Source organism: Paenibacillus sp. RC84, assembly GCF_041260495.1.
Taxonomy (GTDB): Bacteria; Bacillota; Bacilli; order Paenibacillales; family NBRC-103111; genus Paenibacillus_F.
The window spans coordinates 20,941-38,062 of sequence record NZ_JBGBYL010000018.1 but is presented as its reverse complement, the minus strand read 5'-3'; the positions used below and the strand labels follow the sequence as shown (position 1 = coordinate 38,062).

The following is a 17,122-nucleotide window of genomic DNA, read 5'->3' as shown; positions in this document are numbered from 1 at the left end:
CTGGCTTCAAGAGGTTTCTTTTGAATTTATGGAGCTTTTTGCATGCAGTTCATGTAGAGCTCGATAATTCCGGGTATTCTAGGATAGGAATAGCGACTTGAATACAAAGGAGCGATGGCGGTGGCGGATCACTACTATACGCAAAAACCGACAGTGAAACACGATGTGCGGGAAATAGAGTTTCAAGTGGGGGAACGCAAGCTCCGATTGGCGACGGACGCCGGGGTTTTTTCCAAGAACGAGGTTGATTTTGGCAGCCGTCTGCTAATTGAAGCCATGGCGCTGCCGGCTAAGGCCCGTGTTCTGGATGTGGGCTGCGGATATGGACCGATCGGGTTAAGTGCAGCATATAAATATCCGGCTGGTCATGTGACGATGATAGATATCAACGAACGGGCTGTGGAACTGTCACGGCAAAACGCGGAACGCAACGGAATCCGGAATGTTACCGTACTTCAAAGCGATAAGCTGGAGGCGGTAAAGACGGAGAAGTTCGACGTCGTATTGACAAATCCGCCGATACGGGCAGGCAAACAAACCGTGCATGCCATTTTTGAAGAGGCTTGCGAGTGCCTGAATCCGGGAGGCGCTTTATGGGTGGTTATCCAGAAGAAACAAGGGTCGCCGTCGGCATTCGCTAAGATGGAAGAGCTTTTCGGAGAGGCTGAAGAGGTTACAAAAGACAAAGGCTACCGTATATTACGGGCCTTTAAGAAATAGTCAAGTGGTTGAGAAAAAAGTTTGACTTGACAATCCTGATATGGTATCATTAAAAAATGTCAGTATTAAGATGGGCTTGATGTCTTTCGTTAAAGAAAATGTCAAGCATTTTTTTTGGAGAGAAATGAATAAAATTTCAAACGTTGAGTATAATGTTGAAATTTTAGGAAATTCTAACAAAATAGTAGTACTAGTCATAACGATGCGGATCAACAAGAAAAACCTCCATCCATTGCAGTCGCTTCTTCGGACGGGCTCTCTGACAAGATCGGAGATGTCCAACCTTAGCGTGCGCCCGGCTTAGACGCCCTTCCTTAAGGGGGTGCCACCATACAAGACGGCGCCGCCTGAAGTGTACGTCGATAGAAGTTTTTCTTATTTATTTTTATGAACTGAGTAGACTTAAGGGGTGAATGAAGTTGGCGGGACATCTTGTTCAATTTGGACGACGCAAACGCAGGACTTATGCTCGAATTAATGAGGTGCTGGACATCCCCAACCTGATTGAAATTCAACAAAAATCATACGAATGGTTTTTGGATGAAGGATTGCGGGAGATGTTTTTAGATATCTCACCGATTCAGGATTTTACGGGGAATCTAGTGCTTGAGTTTATTGACTACAGCTTAGGAGAGCCTAAGTATTCCGTGGACGAATCCAAAGAGCGGGACGTAACCTACGCTGCACCGCTTCGGGTGAAGGTACGTCTGATCAATAAGGAAACCGGAGAAGTAAAGGAACAGGAAGTGTTCATGGGCGATTTCCCGATCATGACCGAAACCGGAACCTTTATTATTAACGGTGCTGAACGTGTAATTGTCTCCCAGCTCGTTCGTTCTCCTAGCGTCTATTATAGCACTAAAGTGGATAAGAACGGTAAAAAGACTTACACGGCTACGGTTATTCCTAACCGGGGAGCCTGGCTGGAATTAGAGACGGACGCGAAAGATATCATTTATGTGAGAATCGACCGCACACGTAAAATTCCGGTTACCGTTCTTCTGCGCGCACTTGGATTCGGAACCGATGCCGAGATTCTTGATCTTCTTGGCGACAATGAATATATACGCAACACACTCGACAAAGACAACACCGATTCGACGGATAAAGCGCTGATTGAAATTTACGAGCGTCTTCGTCCGGGCGAGCCGCCGACCTTGGATAACGCAAGAAGCTTGCTTGTAGCGCGTTTCTTCGATCCGAAGCGTTATGACCTCGCTAACGTAGGTCGGTACAAAATCAACAAGAAGCTTCATATCAAGAACCGTTTGTTCAACCAACGTCTTGCCGAAACTCTTGCGGATCCGGAAACGGGCGAAATCGTAGCCGAAGCCGGTCAACTGCTTGACCGCCGTCTGCTTGACGAAGTGCTGCCTTTCCTGGAGAAGAAGATCGGGTTTAAAGATTATTCCGTTCCTAACGGAGTTGCCGGAGAAGAGATCATTCCGGTTCAAACCATCGATGTGTACTCCCCGATCGAAGACGGAAAAGTAGTTAAGGTAATTTCTAACGCTGTCATTGACAAGTCCGTTAAGAACATTACACCGGCCGATATCATTTCGTCCATTAACTACTTTATAAACCTTCTTCACGGAATCGGAAACACGGATGATATCGACCATCTCGGTAACCGTCGTCTCCGCTCGGTTGGCGAACTGCTTCAGAACCAGTTCCGTATCGGTTTGTCCCGTATGGAGCGTGTCGTTCGCGAGCGTATGTCCATTCAGGATGCGAACGTTATTACACCACAGGCTCTGATCAACATACGTCCGGTTATTGCCGCGATTAAAGAGTTCTTCGGAAGCTCCCAACTCTCGCAGTTTATGGACCAGACGAATCCGTTGGCTGAGCTGACGCACAAACGCCGTCTGTCCGCATTGGGTCCCGGTGGTTTGACGCGTGAGCGCGCGGGCTTTGAAGTCCGTGACGTCCATCACTCCCACTATGGCCGGATGTGTCCGATTGAAACGCCGGAGGGTCCGAACATCGGGTTGATCAACTCCTTGTCCACCTTCGCGCGGATCAACGAGTACGGCTTTATCGAGGCTCCTTACCGCCACGTAGATCCGAAGACCGGTGTGGTCACGGAAGAAATCGTGTATATGACAGCGGATGAAGAGGATAACTACGTCGTTGCTCAAGCGAATGCTGAACTTTCGGAAGAAGGAACATTCGTTAATGACAGTGTTATCGTTCGTTATAAAGATGATATCTTGACTCTGCCTAAAGAACGCGTCGACTACATGGACGTATCTCCTAAGCAGGTCGTATCGGTTGCGACAGCATTGATTCCGTTTTTGGAAAACGATGACTCCAACCGTGCCCTCATGGGATCCAACATGCAGCGTCAAGCCGTTCCGCTTCTTATTCCTAAGGCGCCGCTCGTCGGTACGGGAATGGAACATAAGTCCGCTAAAGACTCCGGTGTTTGTATTGTTGCCAAACATGACGGAATTATTGAAAAAGTTGCCGGTAATGAAATTTGGCTGCGCCGCCAGGAACTGGTGGACGGTAAATTGGTCAACGGCAATCTCATCAAGCATAAGCTTCACAAGTTTATGCGTTCCAACCAAGGTACGTGTATCAACCAGCGTCCGATCGTTCAAAAGGGCCAGCTTGTTAAAGCGGGCGACATCCTTGCCGACGGTCCTTCGACGGAACAGGGCGAACTGGCTCTGGGCCGTAACGTAGTCGTTGCTTTCATGACATGGGAAGGTTACAACTATGAGGATGCGATCCTTCTGAGCGAAAGACTTGTAAAAGAAGATGTGTATACATCCATTCACATCGAGGAATACGAGTCCGAAGCCCGGGATACGAAGCTCGGTCCGGAAGAGATCACTCGCGACATTCCGAATGTCGGCGAAGATGCTCTGAAGAACCTCGACGAGCGCGGAATTATCCGCGTCGGTGCCGAAATCGGCGCGGGCGACATTCTCGTCGGCAAAGTAACGCCGAAGGGCGTAACGGAACTGACGGCAGAAGAGCGTCTCCTGCATGCGATCTTCGGTGAGAAGGCGCGTGAAGTGAGAGACACCTCCCTGCGTGTTCCTCACGGAACCGACGGTATCGTCGTAGACGTGAAAGTATTTACGCGCGAGAACGGCGACGAATTGCCTCCGGGCGTTAACCAGCTCGTTCGTGTCTACATTGCCCAGAAGCGTAAAATCTCCGAGGGCGATAAAATGGCCGGACGTCACGGTAACAAAGGGGTTATCGCGCGTATCCTCCCTGAGGAAGATATGCCGTTCATGCCGGACGGAACGCCTGTAGAAGTCGTACTGAACCCGCTGGGCGTACCTTCGCGTATGAACATCGGTCAAGTACTGGAAGTTCATTTGGGTATGGCCTCCAGAGCGCTCGGTATCCACGTGGCCACGCCGGTATTCGACGGAGCGCGCGAGTACGACGTGTTCGATACGATGGAAGAAGCCGGCATGCAGCGCAACGGTAAAACCAAGCTCTATGACGGCCGCACAGGCGACGCTTTTGAACGCGAAGTTACCGTTGGCGTCATGTACATGATTAAACTGGCGCACATGGTCGATGATAAAATCCACGCCCGTTCCACAGGTCCGTACTCTCTCGTTACACAGCAGCCTCTGGGCGGTAAAGCCCAGTTCGGCGGACAGCGTTTCGGGGAGATGGAAGTGTGGGCCCTAGAGGCCTACGGCGCGGCTTACACGCTGCAGGAAATCCTGACCGTGAAGTCCGATGACGTGGTTGGTCGTGTTAAAACGTACGAATCCATCGTCAAAGGCGAGAACGTGCCGGAGCCGGGTGTTCCGGAATCGTTTAAAGTATTGATCAAGGAGCTTCAAAGCTTGGGGATGGACGTTAAAATCCTGTCCGGCGACGAAGAGGAAATCGAGATGAAAGAACTCGATGATGAGGAAGATACGACCAGTGACAAGCTTAATCTGAACCTTGAAGGGGCAGAAATTGGAGTCGAATAGCTGCAACTGATAGAGGAAAGGCGGACATAGCAGTCCGCCTCCTTCCCATAACTAGCACATTCTAAGGAGGGTTGCTCCTTGTTGGACGTAAACAACTTCGAATTTATGAAAATTGGATTGGCCTCACCTGAGAAGATCCGTTCGTGGTCCCGTGGGGAAGTTAAAAAGCCGGAAACCATCAACTACAGAACTCTGAAACCGGAGAAAGAAGGTTTGTTCTGCGAGAAGATTTTCGGACCGACGAAAGACTGGGAGTGTCACTGCGGTAAATACAAGCGTGTGCGTTACAAAGGTGTCGTTTGTGACCGTTGCGGCGTTGAAGTAACACGTCAGAAGGTTCGCCGCGAACGTATGGGACACATTGAGCTTGCCGCTCCCGTATCCCACATCTGGTATTTCAAAGGTATTCCTAGCCGCATGGGCCTTGCTTTGGATATGTCTCCTCGTTCCCTTGAAGAGATTATCTACTTTGCATCCTATGTAGTAACGGACCCTGGAGATACGCCTCTTGAGAAGAAGCAGCTTCTTTCCGAAAAAGAATACCGCAGCTACCGCGAGAAATACGGCTATGCTTTCCAAGCTGGTATGGGTGCCGAGGCGGTTAAGAAACTTCTGCAGGATATCGACATCGATAAAGATGTGGAATCCTTGAAAGAAGAACTCAAAACCGCTCAAGGCCAACGCCGCAACCGGGCGATCAAACGTCTGGAAGTTATGGAAGCTTTCCGTAATTCCAAAAACCGTCCGGACTGGATGGTTCTTGATGTGCTGCCGGTTATTCCTCCGGAACTTCGTCCGATGGTTCAACTGGACGGCGGACGTTTTGCGACTTCCGACCTTAACGATCTGTATCGTCGCGTTATTAACCGTAACAACCGTCTGAAGCGTCTTCTCGATCTGGGCGCCCCGGATATTATCGTTCAGAACGAGAAGCGTATGCTTCAAGAAGCCGTTGACGCTCTGATCGATAACGGCCGTCGCGGCCGTCCGGTAACGGGCCCCGGTAACCGTCCGCTTAAATCTCTCAGCCACATGCTGAAAGGTAAGCAGGGCCGTTTCCGCCAGAACTTGCTCGGTAAACGTGTTGACTACTCCGGACGTTCCGTTATCGTTGTAGGTCCTAGCCTCAAAATGTACCAGTGCGGTCTGCCTAAAGAAATGGCATTGGAACTTTTCAAGCCTTTCGTTATGAAAGAGCTCGTAAACAAAGGTCTTGCCCATAACATCAAAAGCGCGAAACGCAAAGTAGAGCGCGTTAGCCCCGAAGTATGGGACGTCCTTGAAGAAGTCATTAAGGAGCACCCGGTTCTTCTGAACCGTGCCCCCACACTGCATAGATTGGGTATCCAGGCGTTCGAGCCGATTCTGGTCGAAGGACGCGCCATCAAGCTGCATCCGCTCGTATGTACGGCCTATAACGCCGACTTCGACGGTGACCAAATGGCCGTTCACGTGCCGCTTTCCGCTGAAGCGCAGGCTGAAGCACGGCTTCTCATGCTTGCGGCAGGCAACATTCTTAACCCGAAAGACGGCAAGCCGGTTGTAACTCCATCGCAGGATATGGTTCTGGGAAGCTTCTATCTGACTACGGACAACAAGTATGGCCGCGGTGCGAACCTGATCTTCCGTTCCGTAAACGAAGCTGTTTCCGCTTATCAGAACGGGACTGCCGAGCTTCATGCCCGCGTAGCAATCCCTGCTAAGGTTTTGAACAAGAAGAACTTTACGGAAGCCCAACAGAACGCTTATCTGATTACGACCATCGGTAAAATCATCTTTAACGAGATTTTCCCGGATGACTTCCCGTACATCAATGATGCGACTAAAGCGAATCTGCTTAACGGCCCGTCCGATGACTATTTCGTATTTGAAAAAGGCTCCAACATCCGTGCCATAATGGAAGAGCTGCCGGAAGCGAAAGCGGTCGGTAAAGACTATCTCGGTTCGATTATTGCCGAGTGCTTCCGTAATTACCATACAACTAGAACTTCGGTCATTCTCGACAAGATCAAAGAACTCGGCTTCACATACTCCACTAAAGCCGGTATTACGGTTGCCGTGGCGGATGTCGTGGTGCCTAACGAGAAGAAGAAGATCCTTGAAGATTCCGAAGAGAAGGTACGCACGGTAACGAACCAATACCGCCGCGGTCTTATTACCGACGACGAGCGTTACGACCGTGTTATCGCGATCTGGAGTAAAACGAAGGATGAAATCACGGATATCCTGATGAGATCCCTCGACAAATACAACTCCATCAACATGATGGTGGAATCCAAAGCGCGGGGTAACAAATCGCAAATCACTCAACTGGGCGGTATGCGTGGTCTGATGGCCAACCCGTCCGGTAAAATCATCGAGTTGCCGATTAAATCGAACTTCCGTGAAGGCCTCACCGTCTTGGAATACTTTATTTCCACGCACGGTGCCCGTAAAGGTCTTGCCGATACGGCCCTTCGTACGGCGGATTCGGGTTACCTGACTCGTCGTCTCGTTGACGTAGCCCAAGACGTTATCGTCCGTGAAGATGATTGCGGTACGGATAAAGGATTTATCGTCAGCAAAATTCAAGACGGCAAAGAGGTTATCGAAGACCTGTTTGACCGTATTGAAGGTCGCTATGCGTTTGAAACGATTCGTCACCCGGAGACGGGCGAAGTTATCGTAAACCGCAATGAGCTGATCGAAGCCAATATTGCGAATGCGATCATTGATGCGAATATCGAACGCCTTCAAATTCGTTCCGTTCTCAGCTGTCGGTCCCGTCACGGGGTCTGCAAGAAGTGCTACGGGCGTAACTTGGCGACTGGCCAGCACGTTGAAATCGGGGAAGCTGTCGGTATTATCGCGGCTCAATCCATCGGTGAGCCGGGAACCCAGCTTACCATGCGTACGTTCCATACCGGGGGCGTAGCCGGAGACGATATCACGCAAGGTCTTCCGCGTATTCAGGAGCTTTTCGAAGCTCGGAATCCGAAAGGTCAAGCGATTATCTCTGAAATCGACGGACTTGTTAAAGAGATCCGTGAAGCCAAGGATCGCCGTGAAATTGAAGTTCAGGGCGAAGCCGAGTCCCGTGTATACGCGGTACCGTACGGTTCCCGCGTAAGAGCGATTGTCGGGCAGACGATCGAAGCCGGGGATGAGCTGACCGAAGGTTCGATCGATCCGAAGGAAATGCTTCGTATCAAAGGTATCCGCGGGGTTCAAAACTACATCCTTCAAGAGGTTCAACGCGTTTACCGGAACCAGGGTGTAGAAATTAACGATAAACACGTCGAAGTTATGATTCGTCAAATGCTTCGCAAGATTCGTATCGTTGACGCCGGAGACACGACGCTTCTGCCAGGTTCCTTCGTAGACATGCACGAATATGAAGAAGCGAACAAAGTAGCTTTGTTTGCGGATAAAGAGCCTGCCGTAGCCAAACCGATCCTTCTCGGGATTACGAAAGCATCGCTGGAGACGGATTCCTTCCTCTCCGCGGCATCGTTCCAGGAGACGACTCGCGTATTGACGGATGCCGCGATTAAAGGCAAAGTCGATCAGTTGCTCGGTCTCAAAGAGAATGTTATCATCGGTAAGCTAATTCCTGCAGGTACGGGTATGACCCGCTACCGGAACATTCGGGTCGTAGATCCGAACCAGGAACCGTCTGAAGAAGAAAACACAGAAAAAGAAGCGGTATCCGTTGAATAAACGGAGCTGATTCGGCAATAAAGTGCCCGTCTCCCGAGAGTTTGTAAAAAAAATCAAAGGAGACGGGTAATATTCTTGACACTACCTCGCCGAGGTGCTAAGATATCGTAGTGTGCCTAAATTAATATTCTTTCCTGTTCTTTGGAGGATATGGGATTATGACATATGACAAAGTAAAACAGGCTTCGAAATTAAGTGTCGGCACAAAGCAAGCAACGAAAAGCGTCGAGCTTGGTCAGGCATTAGAAGTTATTGTTGCCAAAGATGCAGATCCGCGATTGACTACTAAGATTGTTAATCTCTGCAGCAAGTCAGGAGTAGAGGTTACTTACGTAGATTCTATGAAGCTGCTTGGAAAAGCATGTGGAATTGAAGTGGGAGCCGCTGTGGCTGCGATCGTCGATAAATAGTAAGGCCGAGTGTTTTTGTTTCTAGATTTCATGTGAGAATAACCAGCTTATTTTTGCTGAGTCTAAAAACAAAAACTTTCCTTTGCTTTTTTACGACTCGCCTGGATCTGTGGGCTTGCAATAAAGGAAGTAACAATTGCTAGAGAGGAGGTGGCGGCATGCCAACAATTAACCAGCTAGTTCGTAAAGGACGTCAAGCTAAAGTCGTTAAATCGAAATCCCCAGCTCTCCAAAGAGGTTTCAACGCCCTGAAAAGAGAGTCTACGGAAATTAGCGCTCCACAAAAACGTGGTGTTTGTACTCGTGTAGGTACAATGACTCCGAAGAAACCGAACTCCGCACTTCGTAAATACGCTCGTGTGCGTTTGACGAACCGTGTAGAGGTTACAGCATACATTCCGGGTATCGGACACAACCTGCAAGAGCATAGTGTTGTTCTGATTCGCGGCGGAAGGGTTAAAGACCTTCCAGGGGTACGTTACCACATCGTTCGCGGTGCACTGGATACGTCCGGTGTTAACAATCGTATGCAAGCTCGTTCCAAATACGGTACGAAGCGTCCGAAAGCGAAGAAGTAATAATTTTTAAAGCAATTATTTTTTGGGGAAAGGGGGATCACTATGCCTCGTAAAGGTCCAGTAACACGCAGAGACGTATTGCCAGATCCGATTTACAACAGCAAATTGGTTACTCGTCTGATCAACCGCATCATGATCGACGGTAAAAGAGGGGTAGCACAATCGATTCTATACAACGCATTTGAACTCGTGCAAGAGCGTACCGGTAAGGAGCCGATGGAAGTTTTCGAACAAGCCATCAAGAACATTATGCCGGTGCTGGAAGTTAAATCTCGCCGTGTCGGCGGTGCTAACTACCAAGTTCCAATCGAAGTTAAACCTGAGCGTCGTACGACTCTAGGTTTGCGTTGGCTCGTAAACTACTCTCGTCTTCGTGGTGAGAAAACCATGGAAGAGAGACTGGCTTTCGAAATTATCGATGCTAGCAACAACACGGGTTCTTCCGTTAAGAAACGTGAAGATATACACAAGATGGCGGAAGCGAACAAAGCGTTTGCTCACTACCGTTGGTAGGATTCAGATCCTCGAATTAGGAAGGAGACAAAATCATGGCAAGAGAGTTCTCCTTAAAAGATACACGTAATATCGGGATCATGGCGCATATCGATGCGGGTAAAACGACTACAACCGAGCGGATCCTGTACTACACAGGCCGTACCCACAAAATCGGCGAGGTGCACGAAGGTGCAGCTACGATGGACTGGATGGAGCAGGAGCAGGAGCGCGGAATCACGATTACTTCCGCCGCTACCACTGCTGCATGGAGAGGTCACCGCATCAATATCATTGATACCCCGGGACACGTTGACTTCACAGTAGAAGTTGAACGTTCCCTGCGTGTATTGGATGGAGCTGTTGGCGTATTCAGTGCCAAGGAAGGCGTAGAGCCTCAGTCTGAAACCGTTTGGAGACAGGCTGATAAATACAGCGTTCCTCGTATTGCTTACGTAAACAAAATGGACATCATCGGCGCTGACTTCTTAGGAGTAGTTGATTCGATGCGTGACAAGTTGGGTGCCAATGCGGTAGCTATTCAGCTTCCGATCGGTGCTGAGAACGACTTTGTCGGCATCATCGACATCGTCGAAGAAAAAGCTATCCTTTACAAGGATGACCTTGGTAAAGAAGTAGAAGACATCGAGATTCCTGCGGAGTACAAAGACAAAGTCGCTGAACTTCGTATGGAGCTTGTTGAGAAAGTTGCCGAGCTTGACGAAGAACTTACAATGAAATACCTGGAAGGCGAAGAGATCACGGTTGCTGAGCTGAAAGCGGCTCTCCGCAAAGGCGTAGTATCCGTTAAAATCTTCCCGGTTATCTGTGGTTCTTCTTACCGTAACAAAGGGGTTCAGCCTATGCTGGACGCTGTTATCGATTATTTGCCGGCTCCAATTGACGTACCGGACATTCAAGGCGTTCTTGAAGATGGTACCGAAACGACTCGCAAATCTTCCGATAGCGAACCTTTTGCTGCGCTTGCATTCAAAATCATGACCGACCCTTACGTTGGTAAACTCACGTTCTTCCGTGTGTACTCCGGCGTTCTGCAGTCCGGTTCCTATGTTCTGAATGCTACTAAAGGCAAGCGTGAGCGCGTTGGCCGTATTCTTCAAATGCACGCGAACAGCCGTCAAGAAATCTCCGAAGTTTACTCAGGGGATATCGCGGCAGCTGTAGGTTTGAAAGATACTGGCACAGGCGACACCCTCTGTGACGAGAAAAACGCGGTTATCTTGGAGTCCATGAACTTCCCTGAACCGGTTATCGAAATCGCAGTTGAGCCTAAAACGAAAGCCGACCAAGACAAAATGGGCGTTGCGCTTTCCAAGCTTACTGAGGAAGATCCTACATTGCGCGCTAGTACCAACGAGGAAACCGGTCAAACGATTCTCGCGGGTATGGGTGAGCTTCACTTGGAAATCATCGTTGACCGCATGCGTCGCGAATTCAAAGTGGACACCAACGTAGGTAAACCGCAGGTTGCTTATCGCGAAACATTCAAGTCTGGTGCCAAGGTTGAAGGTAAGTTTGTTCGTCAATCCGGTGGCCGTGGTCAATACGGACATTGTTGGGTTGAGTTCCAACCGCTTGAACCAGGCAGCGGCTTCGTATTCGAAAGCAAAATCGTCGGTGGTTCTATTCCTAGAGAATACATCGCTCCGATCCAAGCTGGTATCGAAGAATCCATGAAGAACGGTGTAATCGCCGGTTTCCCTGTTGTGGACATCAAAGCAACTGTCGTCGACGGTTCTTACCATGATGTTGACTCCAACGAAATGGCGTTTAAAATCGCTGGTTCCATGGCTCTTAAAGCAGCTAAGGAAAAATGTAACCCGGCCCTGCTTGAGCCGATCATGAAAGTAGAAGTAACGGTTCCGGAAGAGTACATGGGCGACGTAATGGGCGACCTGAACTCCCGCCGCGGACGCATTGAGGGTATGGATAGCCGTTCGGGTGCGCAAGTCATCCGTGCTAAGGTGCCTCTCTCCGAAATGTTCGGTTACTCCACGACACTTCGTTCCAGAACGCAAGGTCGCGGTGTTTACTCTATGGAAATCTCGCATTATGAAGAAGTGCCTAGAACTATCGCAGAAGAAATCATTGCAAAGAACAAAGGCGCTTAATATAAAATTGAGCTTAAACTTTATCCCGAGGAGGAATTGTTTAACATGGCAAAGGCTAAATTCGAACGTAATAAACCGCACGTTAATATCGGTACTATTGGTCACGTCGACCACGGTAAAACAACTCTGACAGCTGCGATCACTAACGTACTGTCCAAAAGATATGGTGGAGCTGCAGTAGCATTCGACCAAATCGACAAAGCACCAGAAGAGCGCGAGCGTGGTATCACTATCTCCACAGCACACGTTGAGTACGAGACTCCTAACCGTCACTACGCTCACGTAGACTGCCCGGGTCACGCCGACTATGTTAAAAACATGATCACTGGCGCGGCTCAAATGGACGGAGCGATCCTGGTTGTATCCGCAGCTGACGGCCCTATGCCGCAAACTCGCGAACACATCCTTCTTTCCCGTCAAGTAGGCGTTCCTTACATCGTCGTATTCATGAACAAATGCGACATGGTTGAAGACGAAGAACTTCTTGAACTGGTTGAAATGGAGATCCGTGATCTTCTTTCCGAGTATGAGTTCCCAGGCGACGACACTCCGATCATTCGTGGTTCCGCTCGTGAAGCTCTGCAAAACCCAGACGGCGAATGGGCCGACAAAATCATTGAGCTCTTCGAACAAGTTGATACTTACATCCCAACTCCAGAGCGCGAAACCGACAAGCCTTTCCTTATGCCTGTCGAGGACGTATTCTCCATCACAGGTCGTGGTACAGTTGCTACAGGCCGTGTAGAGCGTGGTACTGTTAAAGTACAAGACGAAGTTGAAATCGTTGGTATCGCTGAAGAAACTCGCAAATGCGTAGTTACAGGCGTGGAAATGTTCCGTAAACTTCTTGATTCCGCTCAAGCTGGTGACAACATCGGCGCACTGCTTCGTGGTGTAGACCGTAAAGACATCGAGCGCGGACAAGTTCTTTCGAAACCAGGTTCCGTTAAACCGCACACTAACTTTTCTGCACAAATCTACGTTCTGACTAAAGAAGAGGGTGGCCGTCACAAGCCTTTCTTCACAGGTTACCGTCCTCAGTTCTACTTCCGTACAACTGACGTAACGGGTATCATCGCCCTGCCAGAAGGAACTGAAATGGTTATGCCTGGTGATAACATCACTGTAACGGTAGAACTGATCAACCCAATCGCTATCGAGCAAGGTACTAAGTTCGCGATCCGTGAAGGCGGCCGTACTGTTGGTGCCGGCGCAGTAGCAACAATCAGCAAATAATATCGTCTAACGACGGTCTTCATAAGCAACACGTACTGTAACGAGACCCCTGTACTGTAACGAAGTAAGACGAAGGCCCTGCCCTTGGTGGTGGGGCCTTTTTATATGAAAGCTTATCAATCTGCCAATCAAGTTCGGCCAGACACATCAGATGTCAAAGACGATAACAAGCATCGCTATCGATAAAGAAAAACGAACGATTATGCACATGAAAGCGACATTTTCGGAGACCTTATCGTTTCTAGATATTTGTCGTATAAAAATGTTGCATTTATCTTTGGGATTCGATATAATAGTGAGCGTTGGTCTGTGACGTTGCGATGATGTGAGAGGTTGCTGGCACACCCGGCCCCTTTGCCATGGGAGTGGTTGTCAGGAGATTTTCACGGAGTATGTCCGATACTAAATTGGGCGATAGAAGGAGGGACTTATATGGCAAAGCAAAAAATTCGTATCCGTTTGAAAGCTTATGATCACAGAGTGATCGATCAATCGGCTGAGAAAATCGTTGAGACTGCCAAGCGTTCCGGAGCAAGTGTTTCCGGTCCGATTCCGCTTCCAACTGAGAAGCAAATTATCACGATTCTTCGTGCGGTACACAAATACAAAGATTCTCGTGAGCAATTCGAGCAGCGTACACACAAGCGTCTGATCGATATCGTGAATCCTACACCACAAACTGTGGATGCTTTGATGAGACTGGACTTACCGTCCGGCGTAGATATTGAAATTAAACTGTAAAGCTTCTATATATAGAAGAAACAAAAAGGAAAAGAGGTGTCAACGATGAAAGGTATCTTAGGTAAAAAACTTGGAATGACTCAAGTGTTTACACCGGAAGGAAACGTAGTACCTGTCACTGTTATCCAAGCTGGACCTTGCGTGGTTCTGCAGAAGAAAGATGTGGATAACGACGGATACGAATCGATCCAAATCGGTTTCGCGGACAAGAAAGAAAAAAATGCAATTAAGCCTGAAATTGGTCATGCCAAAAAGGCTAACACTGCTCCTAAGCGCTACGTTAAAGAATTTCGTGGAGTGGCACTGGGTGAGTACGAAGTTGGCCAAGAGCTGAAAGCTGATCTGTTCAGCGAAGGTGAATTTGTTGACGTATCCGGAACTTCCAAAGGTAAAGGGTTCCAAGGCGTTATCAAAAGACACAACCAGCATACGGGTCCAATGTCTCACGGCTCCCGATATCATCGTGGACCGGGTTCGATGGGTTCCATCTCAGCTAACCGTGTAATGAAAGGCAAGAAATTGCCAGGACATATGGGTAGCGAAACCGTAACCCTGCAAAACTTGCAAGTTATTAAAGTTGATGCGGAACGCAACGTAATTCTTGTTAAAGGCTCCATTCCTGGTCCTAGAAACAGCTACGTAAGCGTGAAATCCGCGGTGAAAAAGTAAGAAAGGAGGAAGACTGATGCCAAAAGTAGCTCTTTATAATGTATCCGGTACACAAGTCGGCGAAGTAGAACTGTCTGATGTAGTGTTCGGTATCGAACCTCACGTACACGCTCTGCATGAAGCTGTTTTGCTCCAGCAAGCATCCGTTCGTCAAGGAACCCACAAGGTTAAAGGACGTTCTGAAGTACGCGGCGGCGGACGTAAGCCGTGGAAGCAAAAAGGTACTGGCCGTGCTCGTCAAGGTAGTATTCGTGCTCCACAATGGAAGGGTGGCGGTGTCGTATTCGGACCGACTCCTCGCAGCTATGGTTACAAACTGCCTAAGAAGGTTCGTCGTCTTGCAATCAAGTCGGCTCTGTCCTCGAAGGTAATCGATAACGACATTATCGTTCTGGATCAGCTTCAAATGAATGCTCCGAAAACGAAAGAATTCGTAGCTATTTTGAAAAACCTCAACGTAGAGCGCAAAGCTCTCGTGGTTGCTGCTTCTTACGAAGATAATGTTGCTCTCTCCGCTCGTAACATTCCGGGAGTTAAATTCGTTGTTGCTGATGGAATCAACGTGCTCGACGTAATGGTTCATGACAAATTGATCATTACGAAGGATGCGGTTCAGAAGGTAGAGGAGGTGCTTGCGCAATGAAGAACCCACGCGATATTATCAAGCGCCCGGTCATCACGGAACGTTCTACGGAAATGATGGCTGACAAAAAATATGTGTTCGAAGTTGAAATCCGCGCTAACAAAACGGAAATCAAGCAAGCGATCGAACAAATTTTCAAAGTAAAAGTATCGAGCGTGAACACACTCAGAATGCCAGCGAAGCCGAAACGTCAAGGACGTCACTCCGGTTACACTTCCGAATGGAAGAAAGCCATCGTGACACTTAGCGCAGACAGCAAAGAGCTGGAATTCTTTGAAACGGTATAACAATATCTCTAAAGTAAGGAGGTAACACAGGTGCCAATTAAAAAGTATAAACCGACCTCTCCAGCAAGACGTGCCATGTCGGTATCTTCTTTCGAAGAAATCACGACATCCATACCGGAGAAATCCCTGCTTGCTCCTCTGAGCAAACAAGCCGGTCGTAACAACCAAGGTAAAATCACTACTCGTCACCAAGGTGGCGGACATAAGCGTAAATACCGCATTATCGACTTCAAACGCAATAAGGACGGCATTCCGGGTCGCGTTGCTACGATCGAATACGATCCAAACCGTTCCGCTAACATCGCTCTGATCCACTATGCAGACGGTGAGAAGAGATACATCATCGCTCCTAAAGGTCTGAAAGTCGACGATCAAATCCAATCCGGATTGGGTTCTGACATTAAAGTAGGTAACGCACTGGCTCTGGAAAACATTCCAGTCGGTACAGTTATCCACAATATTGAGCTGAAGCCAGGCAAAGGCGGACAATTGGTTCGTGCTGCCGGTACGGAAGCTCAACTTCTCGGTAAAGAAGATGTGTACGTGACAATTCGTCTTTCCTCGGGCGAAGTTCGCAAAGTGCTTAAGGGCTGCCGCGCGACAATCGGTTCTGTAGGTAACGGGGATCACGAACTCGTGAAAATCGGTAAAGCAGGACGTAATCGTTGGCTCGGCAAGAGACCAGAAGTCCGCGGGGTAGTAATGAACCCGAACGATCACCCACACGGTGGTGGTGAAGGCCGCGCTCCAATCGGACGTAAGTCTCCGTTGTCCCCATGGGGCAAACCGACACTCGGTTATAAAACTCGTAAAAAAGGCAAAGCTTCTGACAAGTACATTGTACGTCGTCGCACGAAGTAATTTATACACATCTGAATATCTTATGGTTCAGAGAAGGGAGGGGCTTCAATGGGTCGCAGCTTGAAAAAAGGTCCTTTTATCGACGGACATCTGATGAAAAAGGTCGAAGAACTGAATGAGTCGAGCAAGAAAACGGTAATTAAAACTTGGTCTCGTCGTTCTACGATTTTCCCGCAATTCGTGGGCCACACAATCGCGGTGTATGACGGAAGAAAACACGTGCCTGTATACGTAACGGAAGATATGGTCGGACACAAACTCGGTGAGTTTGCACCAACTCGTACGTACAAAGGTCACGATGACGACAAGAAAACAGGCAAGCGCTAATCGTTATTTTTACTGAGAGGAGGTACTACTATGCAAGCTAAAGCTGCTGCTAAATTCGTTCGGATCGCTCCTCGCAAAGTGCAGCTGGTAATTGACTTGATTCGCGGCAAACAAGTAGGCGATGCGGTTGCAATCCTTCGCCATACTCCAAAGTCAGCTTCTCCGATCGTGGAGAAAGTGCTGAACTCCGCAATTGCCAACGCTGAGCACAACTATTCGATGGATCCTAACAAACTTGTTATTAGTGAAGTTTATGTGAACCACGGTCCAATCATGAAAAGATTCCGCCCTCGTGCGATGGGTCGTGCAAGCCGTATCAATAAACGTACCAGCCACATCACTGTTGTGGTATCTGAGAAATAAGGAGGGAT

Annotated in this window: 15 protein-coding genes; all 15 read left to right on the top strand. The window is 48.7% G+C overall.

The genetic code is table 11. The features are described from left to right. Positions 1–120 precede the first annotated feature (120 nt). The 15 genes from ABH899_RS27965 (at position 121) to rplV (ending at position 17,114) form a co-directional block, all read left to right on the top strand. A complete protein-coding gene (locus ABH899_RS27965; protein ID WP_370002094.1) occupies positions 121–720 on the top strand; it encodes a class I SAM-dependent methyltransferase in 600 nt (199 codons plus the stop codon). Between the two features lie 419 nt (positions 721–1,139). After that, on the top strand, positions 1,140–4,676 hold the full coding sequence (gene rpoB, locus ABH899_RS27960; RefSeq protein WP_082211309.1) for a DNA-directed RNA polymerase subunit beta: 3,537 nt from the start codon (positions 1,140–1,142) through the stop codon (positions 4,674–4,676). Positions 4,677–4,754: 78 nt separating this feature from the next. Further along, entirely contained in the window at positions 4,755–8,375 is a 3,621-nt protein-coding gene (gene rpoC, locus ABH899_RS27955) for a DNA-directed RNA polymerase subunit beta' (protein WP_370002091.1), read from the top strand. A gap of 158 nt (positions 8,376–8,533) precedes the next feature. Continuing rightward, the gene (locus tag ABH899_RS27950; protein WP_009674511.1) at positions 8,534–8,785 is read left to right on the top strand and encodes a ribosomal L7Ae/L30e/S12e/Gadd45 family protein; all 252 of its coding nucleotides are present in this window, start codon (positions 8,534–8,536) and stop codon (positions 8,783–8,785) included. Between the two features lie 158 nt (positions 8,786–8,943). Then, a complete protein-coding gene (rpsL, locus tag ABH899_RS27945; RefSeq protein WP_009674503.1) occupies positions 8,944–9,363 on the top strand; it encodes a 30S ribosomal protein S12 in 420 nt (139 codons plus the stop codon). A gap of 42 nt (positions 9,364–9,405) precedes the next feature. Beyond that, a complete protein-coding gene (gene rpsG, locus ABH899_RS27940) occupies positions 9,406–9,876 on the top strand; it encodes a 30S ribosomal protein S7 (protein ID WP_042235507.1) in 471 nt (156 codons plus the stop codon). Between the two features lie 35 nt (positions 9,877–9,911). Next, a complete protein-coding gene (gene fusA, locus ABH899_RS27935; RefSeq protein WP_016423664.1) occupies positions 9,912–11,987 on the top strand; it encodes an elongation factor G in 2,076 nt (691 codons plus the stop codon). 45 nt (positions 11,988–12,032) lie between these two features. Beyond that, a complete protein-coding gene (gene tuf / locus ABH899_RS27930; protein WP_370002087.1) occupies positions 12,033–13,223 on the top strand; it encodes an elongation factor Tu in 1,191 nt (396 codons plus the stop codon). Between the two features lie 432 nt (positions 13,224–13,655). Further along, positions 13,656–13,964, top strand: coding sequence for a 30S ribosomal protein S10 (gene rpsJ / locus ABH899_RS27925; protein WP_009676797.1), 309 nt, complete (start codon positions 13,656–13,658; stop codon positions 13,962–13,964). A 45-nt stretch (positions 13,965–14,009) separates the two neighbouring features. Further along, on the top strand, positions 14,010–14,633 hold the full coding sequence (gene rplC / locus ABH899_RS27920) for a 50S ribosomal protein L3 (RefSeq protein ID WP_009676828.1): 624 nt from the start codon (positions 14,010–14,012) through the stop codon (positions 14,631–14,633). A 16-nt stretch (positions 14,634–14,649) separates the two neighbouring features. Beyond that, positions 14,650–15,276 (top strand): 50S ribosomal protein L4, encoded by a 627-nt coding sequence (rplD, locus tag ABH899_RS27915; protein ID WP_009676814.1) that lies wholly within the window; start codon positions 14,650–14,652, stop codon positions 15,274–15,276. Continuing rightward, a complete protein-coding gene (gene rplW / locus ABH899_RS27910) occupies positions 15,273–15,563 on the top strand; it encodes a 50S ribosomal protein L23 (protein ID WP_009676809.1) in 291 nt (96 codons plus the stop codon). The genes rplD and rplW overlap by 4 nt, the downstream gene beginning before the upstream one ends. A gap of 30 nt (positions 15,564–15,593) precedes the next feature. Further along, a complete protein-coding gene (gene rplB / locus ABH899_RS27905) occupies positions 15,594–16,424 on the top strand; it encodes a 50S ribosomal protein L2 (RefSeq protein WP_009676817.1) in 831 nt (276 codons plus the stop codon). A gap of 48 nt (positions 16,425–16,472) precedes the next feature. Next, positions 16,473–16,751 carry a 30S ribosomal protein S19 gene (gene rpsS, locus ABH899_RS27900; RefSeq protein WP_009676795.1) on the top strand — a complete coding sequence of 93 codons (279 nt, stop codon included), beginning with the start codon at positions 16,473–16,475 and terminating at the stop codon, positions 16,749–16,751. A 30-nt stretch (positions 16,752–16,781) separates the two neighbouring features. Continuing rightward, positions 16,782–17,114, top strand: a complete 333-nt coding sequence (gene rplV, locus ABH899_RS27895) for a 50S ribosomal protein L22 (protein ID WP_016423663.1) — start codon at positions 16,782–16,784, stop codon at positions 17,112–17,114. The last annotated feature ends 8 nt before the right edge of the window (positions 17,115–17,122 follow it).

What these genes read in the sequence shown, in the direction of transcription:
- ABH899_RS27950 (WP_009674511.1), top strand. Translation starts at nt 8,534, where the DNA reads ATGACATATGACAAAGTAAAACAGGCTTCGAAATTAAGTGTCGGCACA.
- rpsL (WP_009674503.1), top strand. Translation starts at nt 8,944, where the DNA reads ATGCCAACAATTAACCAGCTAGTTCGTAAAGGACGTCAAGCTAAAGTC.
- rpsG (WP_042235507.1), top strand. Translation starts at nt 9,406, where the DNA reads ATGCCTCGTAAAGGTCCAGTAACACGCAGAGACGTATTGCCAGATCCG.
- fusA (WP_016423664.1), top strand. Translation starts at nt 9,912, where the DNA reads ATGGCAAGAGAGTTCTCCTTAAAAGATACACGTAATATCGGGATCATG.
- tuf (WP_370002087.1), top strand. Translation starts at nt 12,033, where the DNA reads ATGGCAAAGGCTAAATTCGAACGTAATAAACCGCACGTTAATATCGGT.
- rpsJ (WP_009676797.1), top strand. Translation starts at nt 13,656, where the DNA reads ATGGCAAAGCAAAAAATTCGTATCCGTTTGAAAGCTTATGATCACAGA.
- rplC (WP_009676828.1), top strand. Translation starts at nt 14,010, where the DNA reads ATGAAAGGTATCTTAGGTAAAAAACTTGGAATGACTCAAGTGTTTACA.
- rplD (WP_009676814.1), top strand. Translation starts at nt 14,650, where the DNA reads ATGCCAAAAGTAGCTCTTTATAATGTATCCGGTACACAAGTCGGCGAA.
- rplW (WP_009676809.1), top strand. Translation starts at nt 15,273, where the DNA reads ATGAAGAACCCACGCGATATTATCAAGCGCCCGGTCATCACGGAACGT.
- rpsS (WP_009676795.1), top strand. Translation starts at nt 16,473, where the DNA reads ATGGGTCGCAGCTTGAAAAAAGGTCCTTTTATCGACGGACATCTGATG.
- rplV (WP_016423663.1), top strand. Translation starts at nt 16,782, where the DNA reads ATGCAAGCTAAAGCTGCTGCTAAATTCGTTCGGATCGCTCCTCGCAAA.